Raw genomic sequence first — 20,321 nt, 5'->3', positions numbered from 1 at the left:
TACGGGCACGGGCGGTGGTCGTGTGCCAGACTGCCCCCGTGCTCTCGTTCGCCATGATTATTGGCAGCAGGCGCGCCGGTCCGCAGTGACCGCCCCGTACGAACCGAGTACGGCGTGGCCACCGTCGTCCCAGACCCGCGCGCAGACCTCTCGCACCCGCGAGGGGTTTTTTCGTTTCCGGCCCACCTCTCGCCGGAGGCGGAGCGCGAGGGACCATGGAGGGACGGTGGAACCGGTTATTCCGGTAGACCGAGATCCCGACAGGAGCCAGACCAGCATGACGGACGCACCCCAAGCCCACCCGGCCGACGCGGTGTCCGACGACTTCCACGTCTTCGACACCACGCTCCGCGACGGCGCGCAGCGCGAGGGCATCAACCTCACCGTCGCCGACAAGCTGACCATCGCCCGGCACCTCGACGAGTTCGGCGTGGGCTTCATCGAGGGCGGCTGGCCCGGCGCCAACCCGCGGGACACCGAGTTCTTCGAACGGGCCCGCGCGGAGATCGACTTCCGGCACGCGCAGCTGGTCGCCTTCGGCGCCACCCGCAAGGCGGGCGTGCGGGTCGAGGACGATCCGCAGGTCGCCGCGCTCCTCGACTCCCAGGCGCCGGTCATCACGCTGGTCGCCAAGTCCCACACCGGCCATGTGGAGCTGGCGCTGCGGACCACGCCCGAGGAGAACCTCGCGATGGTCCGGGACACCGTCGCCCACCTGCGTGCCCACGGCCGCCGGGTCTTCCTCGACTGCGAGCACTTCTTCGACGGCTACGCCCTGGACCCGGTCTACGCCAAGGCGGTCGTCCGCACCGCGAGCGAGGCCGGCGCCGACGTCGTGGTGCTCTGCGACACCAACGGCGGCATGCTGCCGGCGCAGGTCACCGCCGTCGTCCGGACCGTCCTCGCGGACACCGGCGCGCGCCTGGGCATCCACGCCCAGGACGACACCGGCTGCGCGGTCGCCAACACCCTGGCCGCGGTGGACGCGGGCGCCACCCACGTCCAGTGCACCGCCAACGGCTACGGCGAGCGGGTCGGCAACTCCAACCTCTTCCCGGTCGTCGCCGCCCTGGAGCTGAAGTACGGGCGCCCGGTGCTGCCCGAGGGCAAGCTCGCCGAGACCACCCGGATCTCGCACGCCATCGCCGAGGTCGTCAACCTCACCCCCTCCACCCACCAGCCGTACGTCGGTGTCTCCGCCTTCGCCCACAAGGCCGGCCTGCACGCCTCCGCGATCAAGGTCGACCCGGACCTCTACCAGCACATCGACCCGGCACAGGTCGGCAACACCATGCGGATGCTGGTCTCCGACATGGCGGGCCGCGCGTCCATCGAGCTCAAGGGCAAGGAACTCGGCGTCGACCTCGGCGAGGACCGCGAGCTGATCGGCCGGGTCGTCGACCGCGTCAAGGAACGCGAACTGGCGGGCTACACCTACGAGGCCGCCGACGCCTCGTTCGAACTGCTGCTGCGTGAGGAGCTGCAGCGGGTGGAGGGGGGCCGCCCGCGCCGCTACTTCACGGTCGAGTCCTGGCGGGCGATCGTCGAGGACCGCCCGGACGGCACGCACGCCAACGAGGCGACCGTGAAACTGTGGGCCAAGGGCGAGCGGATCGTCACCACCGCCGAGGGCAACGGCCCGGTCAACGCGCTGGACCGGGCGCTGCGGGTCGGCCTGGAGCGGATCTACCCGCAGCTGGCCCATATGGAGCTGGTGGACTACAAGGTCCGCATCCTGGAGGGCGCCCTGGGCACCGGCTCCATCACCCGGGTCCTGGTCTCCACCAGCGACGGCCGGGGCGAGTGGTCCACGGTCGGCGTCGCGGAGAACGTCATCGCCGCCTCCTGGCAGGCACTGGACGACGCGTACGCCTACGGGCTGCTGCGGGCCGGGGTCGAGCCGCAGGAGTGAGCGTCGCGGCAGCGGCACGACCGCGGCCCCGCACGGCCCTCTGGGGAGAGGCGTGCGGGGCCGCGGTCGTGCGGCGGGGCATGCGGGGTCAGGACCGCGGGGCGGCCTTGACGGCGGAGATGTCGAAGAGGAGCTTGACCTTGTCGCCGACCATCACCCCGCCGGCCTCCAGCGCGGCGTTCCAGGTCAGGCCCCAGTCGGAGCGCAGGATCTCGGCGCTGCCCTCGAAGCCGACCCGCTCGGCGCCGTAGACGTCGGTGGCCGCGCCGTGGAACTCCAGGTCGATGGTGAGCGGCTTGGTGACGTCGCGGAGGGTCAGGTCCCCGGTGATGCGGTAGCGGTCGCCGGCGACGCGCTCGGCGGCGGTGCTGCGGAAGGTCATCAGCGGAAAGGTCTCGGCGTCGAAGAAGTCGGCGCTGCGCAGGTGGCCGTCGCGGTCCGCGATCCCGGTGTCGATGCCGGCGATCTCGACGTCGAGGGACGCGGTGGAGCGGGACGGGTCGGCGCCGTCGAGGTGGAGGGTGCCCTCGTAGTCCCCGAACGTGCCGCGGACGTTGGTGACCATGGCGTGCCGGACCGTGAAGCCGATGCTGCTGTGGGCGGGGTCGATGGTGTAGTCGCCGGTCAGCGCCGCGAGGGCGGGGTCGGCGTCGAGGACGGCAGCGGTGGCGGGGGCGGTGGTGTCGCCGGTGTCGGCGGTGCGCTTGCGGTGGAACAGAGCCATGGCTCCTCCTCGAGGACGGCGCACCGGACGGGTGCGCAGGTTTGGTTTAAGGTTCAACGAGATTCACCGTAACCGCATCTGGTTCAACATTCAACCTCTCTTCCCGAACGGGCTCCGCCGAGCGGGTGGCGAGGCGGCGGCACGGCGCGGTCATTGCCGCCCCGCGGCGGCTCGTGCTAGACCATCGGGAACTCCCAAGTGCGCAGCGCCACACCTCAGTTGACGCCATGGAGAGGACCGACCGTGCCGCCTTTCCCCGCCACGTCCGTCTGGTCACGCCGAGGCTTCCTCGCCACCGCCACCGCGAGCGCGCTCGGCCTCACCGCCCGCCCCGCCTCCGCGCTTCCTCCCGGGGACGTGTTCACCGCCCTGCGCGGCCGCTGGTGCGAGCTCACCCTCGGCAGCGGCTTCGACCCCGCCGCCCCGCCGTACGCCGCCGCCCTGAAGGAGACCGGCGACCTGGCCGGCGCCTTCCGGGCGGGCATGCGGCCGGCCGCCGGGTCCCTCTGGCCGGACTGCCGCTACGACCCGCCGGCCGGGATCACCCGGAGCTACGGCCGGCTCGCCACCATGGCGCAGGCCTGCGCCCAGCCCGGCACCGGCCGCACCGGCGACCCCGGCCTCGCCGAGGCCGTCCGCACGGGGCTCGACCACCTCGAAGCCACCGTCTTCCACACTGCCACCACCCGCTACGGCAACTGGTGGGAGTGGCAGATCGGCAGCCCCCGGCTCCTCCTCGACACCCTCGCGATCCTCGACGACCGGCTGCCCGGCGGCCTCGACGACGGCCTGCGCGAGCGCTGCCTGGCCGCCGTCGACCACTTCGTCCCCGACACCATGCTCGGCGACTACGCCGGGACCAGTACCGGCGCCAACCGCGTCGACCTGTGCCGGGTGGTCGCCCTGCGCGGCATCCTCGGCCGCGCCCCCGCCAAGATCGCCCTGGCCCGCGACGCCCTCTCGCCGGTCTTCCCCCACGTCACCCACGGCGACGGCCTCTACGCCGACGGCTCCTTCGTCCAGCACACCTGGGTCGCCTACTCCGGCACCTACGGCTACGTCCTGCTGGACGGCCTGGGCCGGCTGTTCACCCTGCTCGGCGGCTCGCCCTGGCAGGTCACCGACCCGGCGCGGCAGACCGTCCTCGACAGCGTCGAGCACGCCTACGCCCCGCTGCTGCACAACGGCCTGATGATGGACAGCGTCAACGGACGGGCCGTCAGCCGCGGCTACCTCCGCGGCGACGAACGGCACATCCTGCGCAGCGACCACTACCACGGCCATGCGCTGATCGCCGCGATCGCGGTGCTCGCCCGCGCCGCGAGCACCGCCGAACGGGACCGCTGGCACGCCATGATCAAGGGCTGGGCCGCCCGCGACCGCACCCTGCCGGTCCTCACCGACCGGCAGTACACGGTCGCCGACCTCGCCCGGCTCAGGGCGATCGCCGACGGCCCCGCCGCCACCGCCCCCGAACCCGTCGGCCACCGGCTGTTCCCCGCCATGGACCGCGCCGTCCACCGCCGCCCCGGCTGGGCCGCCGGCCTGGCCATGGCCTCCGACCGCATCACGTACTACGAGAACGGCAACGGCGAGAACCCGCGCGGCTGGCACACCGGCGCCGGCATGGTCTATTGGTGGGGCGCCGACTTCGGCGGCGATCAGTACACCGACGCCTTCTGGCCCACCGTCGACCCCTACCGGCTCCCCGGCACGACCGTGTCCACCAAGCGGCTGGCCGACAACGAGGGAGGCGGCTGGGGTGAGCCCAAGCCCGCCGCGCGCTGGGTCGGCGGCACCACCGACGGGGAGTACGCCGCCCTCGGCCAGGACCTGCGCGGACTGGCCTCCACCCTCACCGCCAGGAAGTCCTGGTTCGCGCTCGACGACTGCCTCGTCTGCCTGGGCGCCGGCATCACCGCGCGCGACGGGGTCCCGGCCGAGACCGTCGTCGACAACCGCCGGCTGGGCGAGCGGGACACCGCCGCGCTCACCGTCGACGGCGTACGCATGCCCGGCACGCTCGGCGTGACCACCACCTTCCGCCGCGCCCACTGGGTCCACCTCGCCGGGCACGGCGGCTACGTCTTCCCCGGCGGCGCGCCCCTGACCGTGCGGCGCGAGGCCCGCACCGGCTCCTGGCACGACATCAACACGACGTCCACCACCGAGCCTTTCACCCGCCGCTACGTCACCCTCTGGCACGACCACGGCACCGACCCGGTCGACGCCCGCTACTGCTACCTCCTCATGCCGGGCGCCGGCCCCCGCACCCTCGCCGCCCGCGCCGCCGACCGGCGCCGGCCGGCCGTGCTCGCCAACGACGCCGGCTGCCAGGCGGTCGCCGTCGACCCGCTCGGCGTAACGGCCGCCAACTTCTGGCGGGCGGGCAGCGCGGGACCGCTCACCAGCAGCGGCCCGGTGAGCGTGCTGGTCAGGGAGCACCGCGGACGGCGGCGGCCGACGGTGCGGCTGTGCCTCGCCGCCCCCGAGCGCACCGGCGAACCGCTGGAGATCACCTGGTCACGGCCGGTGCGCACGGTGCTCGCCCACGACCCGGCGATCGAGGTGCTGGCCACCGGCCGCGCCCTGCGGCTGCGGCTGACCCCCGGCACCGACTGCGCCACCCACACCTGCACGGTGCGGCCGGGCTGACCGGCCCCCGGCGGCCCCGCCGGGCCACCGGTCACGACAACACCGCTCGGCTCCTCTTTGTCGGCCCCATACAGACGCCGGGCGCCGCCGCCACCCGAACGGGCGCCGCGACGCGGGGCCCGTGCAGCACGGTTCTGTACTGCCTGCCCACCAAATCGCATGCGACGTTGTACGAAACCGACATCGGTGCGGGACGCCCCGCGCACGTACCGTCGATACATGACCACTGTCGAAGATCTGCCCGCCGGCGCCAACGACGCCCGCGGGCGCGTCGCCGAGCTGCACGCCATCCGCGAGCAGGTCCGGCGAGGACCCAGCGAGCGGGCGACCGAAGCGCAGCGTGCCAAGGGCAAGCTGACGGCGCGCGAGCGGATCGAGCTGCTGCTGGACGAGGGTTCGTTCAACGAGGTCGAGCCGCTGCGGCGGCACCGGGCGACGGGCTTCGGCCTGGAGGCCAAGAAGCCCTACACCGACGGCGTGATCACCGGCTGGGGCACCGTGCACGGCCGGACCGTGTTCACCTACGCCCACGATTTCCGGATCTTCGGCGGCGCGCTGGGCGAGGCTCACGCCACCAAGATCCACAAGATCATGGACATGGCGATCCAGGCCGGTGCGCCGCTGGTGTCGCTGAACGACGGCGCCGGCGCCCGTATCCAGGAGGGCGTCTCCGCGCTCGCCGGCTACGGCGGCATCTTCCAGCGCAACACCAAGGCCTCCGGCGTCATCCCGCAGATCTCCGTCATGCTCGGCCCCTGCGCCGGCGGCGCCGCGTACTCCCCGGCCCTGACGGACTTCGTCTTCATGGTCCGCGAGACCTCGCAGATGTTCATCACCGGCCCCGACGTGGTGCGCGCGGTGACCGGCGAGGAGATCACCCAGAACGGCCTCGGCGGCGCCGACGTGCACGCCGAGACCTCGGGCGTGGCCCACTTCGCGTACGACGACGAGGCCACCTGCCTCGAAGAGGTCCGCTACCTCCTCTCGCTGCTGCCGGCGAACAACCGGGAGAACCCGCCGTCGGTGCCCTGCGAGGACCCCGCGGACCGCTCCGGCGACGCCCTGCTGGACCTCGTCCCGGCCGACGGCAACCGCCCGTACGACATGCGCAAGGTCATTGAGGAGATCGTCGACGACGGCGAGTTCCTGGAGGTCCACGAGCGCTGGGCGACCAACATCATCTGCGCGCTGTCCCGGCTCGACGGCCGCGTCGTCGGCATCATCGCCAACCAGCCGCAGTCGCTGGCCGGCGTGCTGGACATCGAGGCGTCCGAGAAGGCCGCCCGCTTCGTCCAGATGTGCGACGCCTTCAACATCCCGATCGTCACCCTGCTGGACGTCCCCGGCTTCCTGCCCGGCGTCGACCAGGAGCACGGCGGCATCATCCGGCACGGCGCCAAGCTGCTCTACGCGTACTGCAACGCCACCGTGCCGCGGATCTCGCTGGTCCTGCGCAAGGCCTACGGCGGCGCGTACATCGTCATGGACTCCCAGTCCATCGGCGCGGACCTGACCTACGCCTGGCCCACCAACGAGATCGCCGTCATGGGCGCCGAGGGCGCCGCCAACGTCATCTTCCGCAAGCAGATCGCCGAGGCGGACGACGCCGAGGCCATGCGGGTGCGCATGGTCAAGGAGTACAAGTCCGAGCTGATGCACCCCTACTACGCGGCCGAGCGCGGCCTGGTCGACGACGTCATCGACCCGGCCGAAACGCGTCACACGCTCATCCGCGCCCTGGAGATGCTGCGCACCAAGCACGCGGACCTGCCCGCCCGCAAGCACGGCAACCCGCCCCAGTGACCACCCCCGCATCCGCACCCGGCATCACGCCCACCGCGACGACGGAGACCGACACCGTGAACACTGCCCACCGCACCGACTCCATCCGCGTGGAGAAGGGCCAGGCCAGCGAGGAAGAGCTCGCCGCCCTGACCGCCGTCCTCCTGGCCCGCGCCGCGCACCGTCCGACGGCCGCCCCGGCCCGGCCCCACGCCACCGCCGCCCGCTGGCGCCGCCTGGAGCGGCAGAGCGGGTTCCACGGGGCGACCAGCTGGCAGCGGTGACGCTTCGCTGATTCCGCCGACGAGGGGCCCGCTTTGCGGGCCCCTCGTTCGGGTTCTGGGCGCCGGTGTTCTTTGCCTGCGGGCCGGTTGTGGCTGGGCGCGCAGTTCCCCGCGCCCCTTTGGGGCGGCGTTGTGCCGGCCTCAGTTCGGTCGCTTGCGTGCGTGGGGGTTGGCGCCGTGCGGAGTTCGTGAGTGCCGCGGGGCCGGAGGGGACGCACCGGCACCCGTCCTCGGCGCGGGCGCATCTGCTACGTGGAATTGGTTGCCCCGGCGTTCGCTCCGGTCCTGCGGGCGGGCCCCGGTACATCCCCTCCGACCTACGCCCGTTGCCGACTGCGGCCCGGTGGCACCGTCCCTCACCGACCACGCGTCGGCGCCAAGGGGCCGTCTCGGAGCCGTGACAGGGATCGGTACGGCGGGACGGCCGCCGACGCGCGGTGGTCGGAGGGGATGTCCGGTGCCCCGCCCGCAGGACCGGAGCGAACGCCGGGTCGACTTCTGCACGTACCAGATGCGCCCGCGCCGTGGGGGCACCTCCCGGCCGAAGGCTGGGGGAGGGGTACCGGGCGTCCCCTCCGACCCCCGACCCACGGCGCGTAGGCGCAACGGCCCCAGCCACACGGAACTCGCACCAGGTCCACACCGCGAAGCGACCCCGTGCCCGGCGCCAGCCACCCGCAACGCGCGTCAACCCATGGCCACATGAGGGATTTACCGCCCGAAAGCGCCTGAACCAGCGGGATATGAGGGCTCATCGGTTTTCGGACGTGGTGTTCCGGTTTGGCATGTGGCGTCCGGATCAAGGCGTAGGTTCGCCCCAATCCTGGGGAGCGGAGCTGTGCAAGCCGCCCTCTCCGTGTTGGCATGCGCTCGTCATCCACTCCTGGTGTTCCCGCAGTGCGGGCCTAGGACGACCGGAAGGAAAGCCCATGCTCAGCACGCTCAGTGCTGGTGCCGCAGTGGCATCGTTGCTCCTCGCCGGATCGGCATCCCCCACCACCGCCACCCGCTTCGGCGACGACCCGCCGAGCGGAAAGATCACCATTACCGTCGCCACGGTCAACGGATCGGGCTGCAGACCCGGCAGCGCCGCCGTCGCCATCGCCCCCGACAACACCGCGTTCACCGTCACGTACAGCGAGTACCTCGCCCAGGCCGGCGCCGGCAGCAAGCCGACCGACGCCCGCAAGAACTGCCAGATCGCGCTCAACGTGCACGTCCCACAGGGCTTCACCTACGCCATCGCCCGCGCCGACTACCGCGGCTACGCCTCCCTGGCCCGGGGCGCCCGAGGGCTGGAGCAGGCGGGCTACTACTTCCAGGGCCAGCAGCAGACGGCCCGTAAGAGCCACACCTTCACCGGCCCCTACGACTCCAACTGGCAGACCTCGGACGAGACCGACGTCGACGCGCTGGTGTACGCCCCCTGCGGCGAGGAGCGCTACTTCAACATCAACACCGAGATGAGGGTGGACGCCAAGTCGGCGGACCCGAAGGCCACCAGCTACATGGCCATGGACTCCACGGACGGCAGCATCAACACGGTCTACCACTTCGCGTGGAAGGAGTGCCCCGCGCGCAAGTGAGCCGGGCGCACGGCCCGGGGCCCGTACCGGCGCGCGTACGGGCCCCGGGCCGGGCACGACGAAGGCCCCCGCACCGCAGTGGTGTGGGGGCCTTTCGTCGTTACGGGGCGTGCGGGCAGGGGGCCCGGACGCGTCCGTGGGCCGTGCTAGCGCAGCCGCGCCATCAGGGCGTGCTCCACGAGCGTGATGAGCGCGCTCTTGGCCTCGCTGCGGTGCCGTGCGTCGGTGGTGATGATCGGCGCGTCGGGACCGATCTGGAGCGCCTCGCGCACCTCGTCGGGCGTGTACGGCTGGTGGCCGTCGAAGCCGTTGAGGGCGATGACGAACGGCAGGCCGCTGTTCTCGAAGTAGTCGACCGCGGGGAAGCAGTCGGCGAGCCGGCGGGTGTCGACCAGCACCACGGCGCCGATGGCGCCGCGGACCAGGTCGTCCCACATGAACCAGAAGCGGTCCTGGCCCGGCGTACCGAAGAGGTACAGGATCAGGTCCTGGTCCAGCGTGATCCGGCCGAAGTCCATCGCCACGGTCGTGGTCGTCTTGTCCGGCGCGTGCGTGAGGTCGTCGATCCCCGCCGAAGCGGAAGTCATCACGGCTTCGGTACGCAGCGGATTGATCTCTGAGACGGCCCCGACGAACGTGGTCTTGCCCACGCCGAAGCCGCCCGCCACCACGATTTTCGCGGAGGTGGTGGAGCGGGCTGCACCGCTAGAGCTTGCGAAGTCCACTGAGCACCCTTTCGAGCAGTGTCACATCTGGCTGTCCGCCGGCGGTCTCGTCCCCGCCGGGCTGATGGATGGCGACGAGTCCGGCCTCCGCCAGGTCGGCGACGAGGATCCGGGCGACGCCGAGGGGGATGGAGAGAAGCGCGGAGATCTCGGCTACTGACTTGATCTCACGGCAGAGGTGGCAGATGCGCTGGTGCTCCGGCAGCTGGCCCTGCATCTTCGCGGGGTCGGCGGTCGTGCTGACCAGCGCCTCGATGGCGAGCTGGTAGCGCGGCCTGGTCCGGCCTCCGGTCATGGCGTACGGGCGCACCAGCGGGTTGTTCGAGCCCGTGGGGGAGGGCTCGGGAGCGCGGCGCTGCGGCTGCACCGGCTGGATGCGCGGTGCCTGCGGCTGGTCGTACACCGACGGCTCGTACGGCTGGGAGTCGTACGGCCGGGGCTGCTGCTGCGGGGGCCGCTGCGGCCGGCGGCTCGGCGCAGACGGGAAGTTGAAGCGGTTGTTATGGGTCTCGCCCACAGGCCCGGACTGCTGTCCGGAACCATACGGGTATCCGCTCGGGGGCGTTGCCACGTCTCCTCCTCCAACTTGCCTGTCTGACGCCGGTCGCGCCACCGAACCATAAGGCGCGGTGGCGGGAAACGCACTGCCTGTCTTTTAGTTGAGAAGGCTGCCCTGCAGTTCGGCGCGCAGATCCGGCGTCAGCACCGTGCCCGCGCGGTCGACCAGCAGGGCCATCTCGTAGCCGACCAGGCCGATGTCGCACTCGGGGTGTGCGAGCACGGCCAGCGACGATCCGTCCGAGACGGACATGATGAAGAGGAAGCCGCGCTCCATCTCCACCACGGTCTGGTTGACGCTCCCGCCCTCGAAGATGCGGGACGCGCCGGAGGTCAGCGAGGTGAGGCCGGAGGCCACCGCCGCCAACTGATCGGCTCTGTCACGAGGGAAACCCTCGGACATGGCGAGGAGCAGCCCGTCCGCGGAGACCACGACCGTGTGGGACACCCCGGGGGTGTTGTCCACGAAGTTGGTGATCAACCAGTTCAGATTCTGCGCCGCCTGGCTCATCGGGCTCACACTAACGCTCCTGATCGTAGGTGCTGCCGGGGCCGTAGCCCTGTTGGTCATTCTGGGGGACCCCGGAGGGGTCCGTGCCGACGTTGCGTCCCTGCTGGACACCGCGGCGCAGGTTACTCAGCCTGCCACGGACGTCCTCCGGGGCGCGGGAGACCTGGGGGCCGCCCTGCGGCGTCTGCTCCGCGGCACCTTCGACCAGGTTGGCCTTGGGCACCCGCCGGGGGAGACCGGAGGAGGTGACTCCGCCCGCCTTCGGCTCGCGAAGCCGCTCCGCCCTCTCCCAGCGATCGTCGTTGGAGCTGCGCCAGTCGGAGCCGTCCTGGCCGGTCTCCGGCGCGCTCCGCTGCTGCTGCACCTGCGGTGCCTGCTGGTCGCGTCCTCCGCGGCGCGGAAGGCCGGCGTCCGTCAGCGAGGGGGCGTCGCTCGGTGTGGGGCCCGGACGCTCGAATGGTACGCGCTCGGGGGCGTCAGCGGGAGCGGCAGTGGTATTCCGGTCGGATTCCGCTTCGGTCCCGAAGTAGCCCTCGAAGGCCGGGCGTTCGGGCCACTCGTCCTGCTGTGCCGGCTGGTGGGGGACAAAAGGCTGCTGGCCTGTGGTCTCCGCGAAGCCCTGCTCGCCGAATGCCTGCCCGCCGTGGGACCGGTCGTCGTAGAGCGGTTGATCGGCTTCCGCATATGCCTGGGCCGGGTAGTCCTGGTAGCCGCCGGCGGCCGGTGCCTCGTCACGGAAGAGCGGACGCTCGGCCTCCTGATGGTCGGCGGCGTGCTCACCGCCCGTCTGTGCCTCCAGGGCGGCCCGGCGCTCCTCGCGGAGCAGCGAGCGGCCCACCATGTCCAGGTCCGCGCCGTCCGTACGACCGTAGCGGCTGTCGTCGAAGCCCAGCTCGGCGGCGGTGCGCTGATGGGTCTCGAACGAGGGCTGCTGGTGCTCCGGAACGATCCGGGAGACCGTGAAGTCGTCGTCGAACTGCTCCTCGCCGCCACCACCGTGGGTGATCGCCTCGGGCAGCATGACCAGCGACGTGGTGCCCGCCTGCTCGCCGGAGGGGCGCAGCTGCACCCGGATGCCGTGCCGGTCGGCCAGCCGGCCGACCACGAACAGGCCCATGCGCTGGGAGATCGCGGCGTCCACGCTCGGCGGGTTGGCCAGCTTGTGGTTGATGTCCGCGAAGTCCTCGGGGGTGAGCCCGATGCCCTTGTCGTGGATCTCGATCATCACCCGGCCGTCGGGCAGCCGGGTCGCGGCGACCCGCACCTTGGTCTGCGGCGAGGAGAACGTGGTGGCGTTCTCCAGCAGCTCGGAGAGCAGGTGCACGAGGTCGGTCACGGCGGTGCCGTGGATCTCGCTCTCGGGGACGCCGGTGAGCTCGATCCGCTCGTACGACTCGACCTCGGAGGTCGCCGCCCGCAGGACGTCGACCAGCGGCACCGGCTGGTTCCAGCGGCGGCCGGGCTCCTCGCCCGCGAGGATGAGGAGGTTCTCGCCGTTGCGCCGCATACGGGTGGCGAGGTGGTCGAGCCGGAAGAGGTTCTCCAGCTGGTCCGGGTCCGCCTCGTTGTTCTCCAGGTCGGTGATCAGCTCCAGCTGGCGCTCGATCAGACCCTGGTTGCGGCTGGAGAGGTTGGTGAAGATCGCGTTGACGTTGCCCCGCAGCAGTGCCTGCTCGGCGGCGAGCCGGACGGCCTCGCGGTGCACCTGGTCGAAGGCGCGGGCGACCTCGCCGATCTCGTCGGTGGTGGAGATCGGGATCGGCTGCACCCGGGTGTCGACCCGGCCCGGGTCGGTCCGCGAGAGCTGGTCGACCAGCATCGGCAGCCGCTGCTCGGCGATGCCGAAGGCGGCGGTGCGCAGCTGGCGCATGTTGCGGCTCATCCGGCGGGCCATGAGACCGGCCACGATGAACGCGATGATCAGCGCGGCCAGCACGATGCCGGAGTCGACGAAGGTGGACTGCCGGGCGTCCTCGGAGATCTGGGCCGCCTCGTTCACGGCCTTGTCCGCCAGGTCCTTCTCGATGGACCGGTACATGTCGAACTTGCCGGTCGCAGCCGCGAAGTAGCTGTCCGAGGTGATGCCGCGCAGGCCGAGCGTCTCCGGTGCGGCGCCGGTGGCCATCAGCGTGGACATCTGGTCGATCGACGGCGGGGTGCGGAACGGCCGGCCCGCGGCCTGCGCCTGCGCCTTCGCCTGTGCGACCTTCTGCTGGGCGGCCCGCTTGAGCGCCGCGCCGTCCTTGTTCAGCCGCTCGACGTCCTCGGGCGTGCCGCCGGAGGTGTACTCGCCGAGGGCGATGCCCTCCAGGTAGCGGTACGACGCGAAGGCGGTCAGCTGCAGCTTGTGCTCCTTGCCGCCCTGCGGGGTGGCGGGGTCGACCAGGAGGTGGGTGCCGATGGAGCGCTCCAGCGACTCGGCGGCCTTCGCCAGTGCGATGGCGTAGACCGTACGGCCGTAGGAGGTGATGTTGCCGGTGCCCAGGCCGAGTTCGTTGGCGAACTCCATCAGCGGGTGCTGGACCTCGACATAGCCCTCTTCGGTCTGCACTCCGTGCAGTCGGGAGGTGTAGGCGACCTGACGCAGCTTCTGGAGCTTGGGCTCGACCTTCTCGAACGCGGCGAGACGGCGGTTGAGACCCGGCTTGTCCGGAATGTTCTTGGCGGCCTGGTGGAACGTGTCGGCGGCGGCGTCGGTGGTGTCCCGCGCCTGCTGGACGACCGGGTCGTCCTTCTTGCCCTTCAGCAGGGGTGCCGCGGTGCGGTCGCGCTCGTCGATCAGCGCGGTGCTGTAGGAGAGCGCGGCGCGCACCAGCTTCGCGGTGTTCTCCGCGTCCTGCGCTTCCTGCCAGGTGCCGAACGAGCTGTCCACCCGCAGACCGCCGAAGACCAGGGCGAGCAGCACGGGGATCAGCAGGATGGCGTTCAGGCGGGTCGCCACGCGCCAGTTGCGCGGGGAGTACTTGCCGCCACTGACCGGAGGCTTCGCGACCGTGCTCTCGGGCGCGTCGGAAGCCGGTAGGCCACCTCTGGGTGGCGGGGTGAAGTTGCCCCGCCGCGGTTCCTGCGGCTCGGGGCTCGCCTTGCTTCGCCTCACTCGACCAACAACCTCTCGGCGCCGGCACTGATTTGCTGTGCCGTTTCTTCTGGGCGTTCCTACTCCGGAGTTCAGCGAATTTCAGCACGTCAGGGCGGTGCGTTCCAAACACTGGGCAAAGCCGGAGGAGGGCCGAAAGGGCCTGAGATAAAAGGGGCGTTAAGGGCGAGCGGCGCCAAAATGCGGGAGATCTGTGAGCGCAGCGAAGCCGGACATGCGCGCGGGGTGTCGAAAGCCCGCTGATTCACTGTCGAAACGTTATGAAGCAAAATTGCAGGCGTGTCGAAGGACACAGATCCACTCATGGATGCCGGGAACCCACCCGGGGCAGGGGGGTGCGGCCCCGTCGGTGAAAACCGCTGTACGGCCCGCTCCGGACGCCGGGCGGGCCGTCCCGGCCCTACTGCAGCCGCGCCATCAGCGCGTGCTCCACGAGCGTGATGAGCGCGCTCTTGGCCTCGCTGCGGTGCCGTGCGTCGGTGGTGATGATCGGCGCCCCCGGGCCGATCTGCAGCGCCTCGCGCACCTCTTCGGGCGTGTACGGCTGGTGTCCCTCGAAGCCGTTGAGGGCGACGACGAACGGCAGGCCGCTGTTCTCGAAGTAGTCGACCGCCGCGAAGCAGTCGGCGAGCCGGCGGGTGTCGACCAGCACGACCGCGCCGATGGCGCCGCGGACCAGGTCGTCCCACATGAACCAGAAGCGGTCCTGGCCCGGCGTACCGAAGAGGTACAGGATCAGGTCCTGGTCCAGCGTGATCCGGCCGAAGTCCATCGCCACGGTCGTCGTGGTCTTGTCCTGGACGTGGCTGAGGTCGTCGATCCCCGCCGAGGCGGAGGTCATCACGGCCTCCGTGCGCAGCGGGTTGATCTCCGAGACGGCCCCGACGAAGGTGGTCTTGCCCACGCCGAAGCCCCCCGCCACCACGATCTTGGCGGAGGTGGTGGCGCGGGCTCTGTTCCCGTCGGAGCCGTCAGAGCTTGCGAAGTCCACTGAGCACCCTCTCGAGCAAGGTCACGTCCGGCGTGCCGCCGGCTTCACCGCTGCCGCCGGGCTGGTGGATCGCCACCATCCCGGCCTCTGCCAGGTCCGCGACCAGGATCCGCGCCACACCCAGCGGGATGTGCAGCAGCGCGGAGACCTCGGCGACCGACTTCACCTCACGGCACAGGTGGCAGATCCGCTGGTGCTCGGGCAGCAGCCCGGGCAGCTGAGAGGGGTCGGCGGTCGTGCTGACCAGCGCCTCGATGGCGAGCTGGTAGCGCGGCCTGGTCCGGCCTCCGGTCATGGCGTACGGGCGCACCAGCGGCTGGTCACCTTCGCTCCCGTACGGCGCTTGGCTGTAGGCGCCGTACGGGCCGGAAGTGGCAGGTGGCGGGGTCATGGGTCCTCCGGGCGGGACAACTGACTGTCGTCGGGTTGGGCCGGTGGGGGGTGCGGCACATGGATGGTTGGTGCTGGACAAAGCGGCGCTGCGGGCGCCGTTCAGTGCAGCAGGCTGCCCTGCAGTTCGGCGCGGAGGTCGGGCGTCAGGACGGTGCCCGCGCGATCGACCAGGAGCGCCATTTCGTAGCCGACCAGGCCGATGTCGCACTCGGGGTGTGCGAGCACGGCCAGGGACGATCCGTCCGAGACGGACATGATGAAGAGGAAGCCCCGCTCCATCTCCACCACGGTCTGGTTGACCGTCCCGCCCTCGAAGATGCGGGACGCGCCGGAGGTCAGCGAGGTCAGGCCGGAGGCCACCGCCGCCAACTGATCGGCACGGTCGCGGGGGAAGCCCTCGGACATGGCGAGGAGCAGTCCGTCCGCGGAGACCACCACCGTGTGCGACACCCCGGGGGTGTTGTCCACGAAGTTGGTGATCAACCAGTTCAGGTTCTGCGCCGCCTGGCTCATCGGACTCAACTAACGCTCCTGCTGGTGAGTGGGATCGACAACGCCGTGGGTGCCGGTGGACGACGTCCCGGCCTGCCGGCCTTGCTGGATACCCCGACGGAGATTGGTCAGCCGGCCCCGCACGTCACTGGGCGCGCGCGAGACCTGCGGACCGCTCTGGTGGGACTGCTGCTGCGCGGTGCCCGCGACGAGGTTCGCGCGCGGGACGCGGCGGGGCAGCCCGGAGGTGGTGATCCCCCCGGCGGCGGGCTGGCGGATCTGCTCCGCCTGCCGCCAGGTCTCGTCGTTCGGCGAGCTGCGCCACTGCGCGGCCTCGGCGGGCGCCGCGTTGCGGGCGCCGTTGACCGGCGCCTCGCCGCGGGCGCCGCCCCGCTCCTCGCCGCCCTGGGCGGCACCGCGGCGCGGCAGCCGCGGGGCCTCGGGCTCGGCGGCACCCTGGGGCGGCACGCCGGCCGCGGCGGCCGCGGGGTGGTTGAACCAGTCGGATTCGATGGTGTCGAAGATCGGCGTACGGCCGTCCCCGGGACCGGCGTCCGCGCCGCCGAGCACGTCGGAGGACGGCGCACCGCGCTCCTGCGTCTCCGGCACCGGGAACTGCCCGGTGCCCTGCGACTCGTCGGCGTACGCACCGCGCTCGGCGTCCGGCCGCTGGTAATGGCCGGTGTCGCCGCCGGACGGCTGGTAGCCCCCGGCGTCGGCCGCCGGACGCTCGTACTGGCCGGTCTCGGACGCGGGCCGCTCGTACTGGCCGGTCTCCGCGGCCGGGCGCTCGTACTGCCCGGTGTCGCCGCCGGACTGCGGGAGGCGGCCCGTGTCGTACTGCCCGGTGTCGTAGCGCTCGGCGTCGTGACGGCTCGCCCCGTACTGGCCCGTGTCGCCGCTCGGCAGGGCGAACTGCCCCGTCCGGGCGGGGTCGTTGTCCGCACCCCGGCCGGCCGGACTCGCGCCCTGCGGGCCGCGCCCGCCCTGGGAGCCGTCCGCCGCGGGCGGCGGACCGTTGAAGTCGGGACGGGCGAACGCCGCGGTGTCACCGGGGCCGCCGCCCGGCGCGGGCCGCTCGAAGCTGCCGGTGCTCTCCGGCTCCTCGTGGCCACGCGGCCGGTCCTGTGCCTCGCGGGGCGCCAGCGGCCAGTCGTCGGAGGCGCCGCGCTCACGGCGCGCACCCCAGCTCGTACCGCCGGGCTGCTGCGCGTCCTGGCCGCCCTGGCCGCCGGCGGGCGAACGCCCCGGCAGCTCGGCCGCGGCGTTGCGCGGCGGCAGCTGCGGGCGCTCCTCGCGGCGCGGCGCGCCGGTGGGCGGGGCCACGGTGGGCGCCGGGCCGCTGTCCGCGCCGCGGGTGGGCAGCGAGGGACGCGCGCCGCCGGAGCGGCCGGCGGCCGGACGGGCGTCGCCCTGCGCCGGGGCGGCCGGAGCACCGGGGGCACCCGCACCGGGGGGCGCGGTACGGCCCGACGGCGCCGGGGCGCCGAAGGCGTTCGGGGCACCGCCGCCGGGGCCGCCGCGGCCGGGCAGCGCGGGGCGCCCGCCGGCCGAGGGGCCCGAACCGACCTGACCGCGCGGCTGGAGCCCCGCGAGCCGGCTGGCGGGCGTGCCGCCGTGGTCGCCGCCACCGCCGCCCTTGGCGTTGCTGGGCGCCGGCTTCTTGCCGCCCTGGGCGACGTCGACCGGCAGCATGACCAGCGCGGTGGTGCCGCCGGAGTCGGAGGGCCGCAGCTGGATGCGGATGCCGTGGCGCAGCGACAGCCGGCCGACCACGAACAGACCCATCCGCCGGGACACCGAGACGTCCACGGTCGGCGGGCTGGCCAGCCGCTCGTTGATCGCCGAGAGGTCCTCGGGGGACAGGCCGATGCCGGTGTCGTGGATCTCGACCAGCACCCGCCCGTCGGGCAGCGCGTGACCGGTGACCTTGACCTTGGTCTGCGGGGAGGAGAACGAGGTGGCGTTCTCCAGCAGCTCGGCGAGGAGGTGGACGAGGTCGTTGACGACCCGGCCCGCGACCTCGGTCTGCGGAACGGCGTTGAGCTCGATCCGCTCGTACTGCTCCACCTCGGAGGCGGCGGCACGCAGGACGTCGACCAGCGGCACCGGGCGCGTCCACCGCCGCCCCGGCTCCTCACCGGCGAGGACCAGGAGGTTCTCGCCGTTACGGCGCATACGGGTCGCGAGGTGGTCGAGCTTGAAGAGGGAGGACAGCTGGTCCGGGTCGGCCTCGCGGGACTCCAGTTCGGAGATGAGCGAGAGCTGACGCTGGATGAGGCCCTGCGAACGGCGCGAGAGGTTGGTGAACATCGCGTTGACGTTGCCCCGCAGCAGCGCCTGCTCGGAGGCGAGGCGGACCGCCTCGCGGTGCACGTCGTCGAAGGCCGCGGCCACCCGGCCGATCTCGTCCCGGCTGTGCACACCGACCGACTGGACGGAGGTGTCCACGTCCTGCGGGTCGGACTCGGACAGCTGCTTGACGAGCTCGGGGAGCCGGTCCTGGGCGACCTTCTGCGCGGTGTCCTGCAGCCGGCGCAGCGAGCGGACCATGGAGCGCGCCACGACGAACGCGCCGACCAGCGAGACGCCGAGGACGAGCAGGATCAGCGCACCGCTGATGATCGCGGACTGGGTCGCCTCGTTGCGCAGCTCGCGGGACTTCTGCTCCATCTCGGAGAGCAGGGTGGTCTCGATCCGCGACATCTCGTCGATCTTGACGGTGTCGGAGTCGTACCAGTCGAGGTAGCGGTAGTCCTGGCTGCGGATGCCGGAACCGCTGGCGAAGGCGCGGTGCGCGAACGCGACCGCGGCCTTGATCTCGTCGTTGTTGCCGTCCAGGCCGCGGGTGAGCGCGCCGGCGTTGTTGGTGTAGATCTGCGAGAAGCGGTCGCGGGCCGCCTTCTCGCTGTCCTCGGCGTTACGGCCGGCCAGCCGGTCGTTGGCGGAGAGCTGGGGGCCGCCCTTGTGGGCGAGGCCGGCGCTGACCAGGGCGCGCTGGATCGACGCGTACTCCTTGGCCGACGAGAACGCCGCCAGCGCACGGGTACTGCGGATCATCTCCGGGTTGCTGGTCGCCTGCGCCATGTCCTGGGACAGCGACAGCAGCGAGTTGATCAGCTGGTTGTAGCTGGTGACGGTCCGCGCGGCGTTGTCGCCGTCCTTGTAGGCGTTGGCGCGGATCTCGTTGAGGGTGTTGAGCTGGCGGCCGATCTCCAGGACGGTCGCGCGGACACCGGCCATCGTGGCGTCCTGGCCCTGGATGTCGCCGGTGGCCTGGTTGAACGACAGCTTGGCGTGGTCGGTCGCCTCACGGGGCGCGACGACGTTGGCATCGTCCTTGGAGTTGCCGCTGCCGGCCAGCGGACCGGCCGACTTGTCCCGCTCGACCTGCAGCGCGTCGGCGAGCTCGGTCGCCTGCCGGGTCATCTCGGTGAGCAGCTGCATCTTGTCGAGCTGGTCGATGTTCTCCATCGACGTGCCGATGCGCATGCCGCCCAGCGTGGTCGCGGCGACCACGGGCAGCGCGAGCAGGGAGACCAGGCGGGTGCTGATGCGCCAGTTGCGCAGCGCTATTCGCGAACCGGGGCCGCTGGGACCCTTCGGCCCCTTGGGCTTGGTGTCCGCGGCGTCATTGCCCGGCGCCTGGCCGCCGTCGACGGGCAGTGTGCCCCCGGCGGAACCGTTGCTCTGGGCGCGCTGGGGCGAGGAGGCGCGGTCTGTCCCGCCGCGCAGCTCCGGGTCCGCCGCAGCGCTGCCATCCCTCTTGAAACGTCCCTGCACTAGCGTCGCAACCTCTGGACCAGGCGTCCCGCCGCGGCGGGACGGTGTCGAGTCGTATGGGGACCGCTGAGCCCCCCATGGCGGTCGTGAGTGACCGGCGGGCTGTTCTCTCTGGCCGAGAGAGCGGCACCACCGCGCGGCGCTTCGTTGCGCCCTGCGCGCCGGCTGAAACGTGCGGCGGTCCGTGGAATTCCAGCACAGTGCAGGATCTCCAACAAGAGCGGAGCCGGTCACTGTGACTTGGGTGACGCAATGTACGGAGCGTGTCACGACTTGTAGAAGGTGCCCCTGTCGATAAGGGACTTTTCCCCGCGAGTCGTTCACCCTCAGAGGCTGTCCCAGGTGCGGTGATCGGGAGCGGAACGTGCAGTTCAATCCGTCATTGTCCGATTCGCCCAGGGATGTTGATCACGGGAATTGCGGCATTTGTCGCGCAGTTCGTGAGCAAACTCACAGGAAGATCGTTGAGTTCCCCGGCACTTCGCAGGGAATAGCGTGCAAGCCTGACGCTTTACACGGTTGCCCGACGTGACAAGGCAACCTTTCCCAGGCCCTTTCCCGACCTCTGATGACGCGAGGCATGCAGCAGTGAAGACGACGACGATGTTCCGCAACATAGCCAACCCGCGGCGCACCACCCTGGCCCACCTCAAGGACGCCGAAGAGCTGGCCGTCGAGGCGTCGGAGCACACCGTCGACCTGCCGGCGCAGACCGCCAACCCCCGCCGCACCGTCCTGATGGACGCGCCCGCGCAGGACGTCACGGCGTAGCGCGTCACCGGATCGGCGGCGGCCCCGCGATAGCCTGGAGTGTCAACTCCGGCCAGT

General features: G+C 71.7%; 15 protein-coding genes. 6 read left to right on the top strand and 9 right to left on the bottom strand.

Annotated elements, in window-relative coordinates:
* Positions 1 to 277: 277 nt before the first annotated feature.
* Positions 278 to 1,912, top strand: a complete 1,635-nt coding sequence (cimA, locus tag K7396_RS10800; RefSeq protein WP_086718751.1) for a citramalate synthase — start codon at positions 278 to 280, stop codon at positions 1,910 to 1,912.
* 88 nt (positions 1,913 to 2,000) lie between these two features.
* On the opposite strand, the gene K7396_RS10795 is transcribed toward cimA, so the two are convergent.
* A complete protein-coding gene (locus K7396_RS10795) occupies positions 2,001 to 2,636 on the bottom strand; it encodes a YceI family protein (RefSeq protein ID WP_086718752.1) in 636 nt (211 codons plus the stop codon).
* Between the two features lie 243 nt (positions 2,637 to 2,879).
* Between K7396_RS10795 and K7396_RS10790 the strand changes: the two genes are divergently transcribed.
* The 4 genes from K7396_RS10790 (at position 2,880) to K7396_RS10775 (ending at position 8,943) form a co-directional block, all read left to right on the top strand.
* Positions 2,880 to 5,291 (top strand): polysaccharide lyase 8 family protein, encoded by a 2,412-nt coding sequence (locus K7396_RS10790; protein WP_086718753.1) that lies wholly within the window; start codon positions 2,880 to 2,882, stop codon positions 5,289 to 5,291.
* 219 nt (positions 5,292 to 5,510) lie between these two features.
* The gene (locus K7396_RS10785) at positions 5,511 to 7,094 is read left to right on the top strand and encodes an acyl-CoA carboxylase subunit beta (RefSeq protein ID WP_152104854.1); all 1,584 of its coding nucleotides are present in this window, start codon (positions 5,511 to 5,513) and stop codon (positions 7,092 to 7,094) included.
* A gap of 56 nt (positions 7,095 to 7,150) precedes the next feature.
* Complete coding sequence (locus K7396_RS10780; protein WP_152104869.1) at positions 7,151 to 7,357, top strand: acyl-CoA carboxylase epsilon subunit; 207 nt, start codon at positions 7,151 to 7,153, stop codon at positions 7,355 to 7,357.
* A gap of 929 nt (positions 7,358 to 8,286) precedes the next feature.
* Entirely contained in the window at positions 8,287 to 8,943 is a 657-nt protein-coding gene (locus K7396_RS10775; protein WP_086716792.1) for a DUF4360 domain-containing protein, read from the top strand.
* 146 nt (positions 8,944 to 9,089) lie between these two features.
* On the opposite strand, the gene K7396_RS10770 is transcribed toward K7396_RS10775, so the two are convergent.
* The 8 genes from K7396_RS10770 to K7396_RS10735 all read right to left on the bottom strand — a co-directional run bounded on the left by K7396_RS10770 (position 9,090) and on the right by K7396_RS10735 (position 19,493).
* Positions 9,090 to 9,668, bottom strand: a complete 579-nt coding sequence (locus K7396_RS10770) for a GTP-binding protein (protein ID WP_073447656.1) — start codon at positions 9,666 to 9,668, stop codon at positions 9,090 to 9,092.
* Entirely contained in the window at positions 9,649 to 10,239 is a 591-nt protein-coding gene (locus tag K7396_RS10765; protein ID WP_088800238.1) for a DUF742 domain-containing protein, read from the bottom strand. The genes K7396_RS10770 and K7396_RS10765 overlap by 20 nt, the downstream gene beginning before the upstream one ends.
* Before the next feature lie 84 nt (positions 10,240 to 10,323).
* A complete protein-coding gene (locus K7396_RS10760; RefSeq protein ID WP_018087204.1) occupies positions 10,324 to 10,737 on the bottom strand; it encodes a roadblock/LC7 domain-containing protein in 414 nt (137 codons plus the stop codon).
* A gap of 10 nt (positions 10,738 to 10,747) precedes the next feature.
* A complete protein-coding gene (locus K7396_RS10755) occupies positions 10,748 to 13,834 on the bottom strand; it encodes a sensor histidine kinase (protein ID WP_167392729.1) in 3,087 nt (1,028 codons plus the stop codon).
* Between the two features lie 400 nt (positions 13,835 to 14,234).
* Complete coding sequence (locus K7396_RS10750; protein WP_086716789.1) at positions 14,235 to 14,825, bottom strand: GTP-binding protein; 591 nt, start codon at positions 14,823 to 14,825, stop codon at positions 14,235 to 14,237.
* Positions 14,806 to 15,216, bottom strand: coding sequence for a DUF742 domain-containing protein (locus tag K7396_RS10745; protein WP_030087818.1), 411 nt, complete (start codon positions 15,214 to 15,216; stop codon positions 14,806 to 14,808). Before K7396_RS10745 ends, K7396_RS10750 begins: the two co-directional genes overlap by 20 nt.
* Before the next feature lie 101 nt (positions 15,217 to 15,317).
* Positions 15,318 to 15,731 carry a roadblock/LC7 domain-containing protein gene (locus K7396_RS10740; protein WP_018087200.1) on the bottom strand — a complete coding sequence of 138 codons (414 nt, stop codon included), beginning with the start codon at positions 15,729 to 15,731 and terminating at the stop codon, positions 15,318 to 15,320.
* Positions 15,732 to 15,740: 9 nt separating this feature from the next.
* A complete protein-coding gene (locus K7396_RS10735; RefSeq protein WP_086716788.1) occupies positions 15,741 to 19,493 on the bottom strand; it encodes a sensor histidine kinase in 3,753 nt (1,250 codons plus the stop codon).
* Positions 19,494 to 20,081: 588 nt separating this feature from the next.
* Here K7396_RS10735 and K7396_RS10730 point away from each other — a divergent pair.
* Positions 20,082 to 20,264, top strand: coding sequence for a hypothetical protein (locus tag K7396_RS10730; RefSeq protein ID WP_086719813.1), 183 nt, complete (start codon positions 20,082 to 20,084; stop codon positions 20,262 to 20,264).
* Positions 20,265 to 20,321 lie beyond the last annotated feature (57 nt).

This window comes from Streptomyces angustmyceticus (assembly GCF_019933235.1).
GTDB lineage: Bacteria > Actinomycetota > Actinomycetes > Streptomycetales > Streptomycetaceae > Streptomyces > Streptomyces angustmyceticus.
The sequence above is the reverse complement of the archived record's forward strand: the minus strand, read 5'-3'. Positions and strand labels throughout refer to the sequence as shown.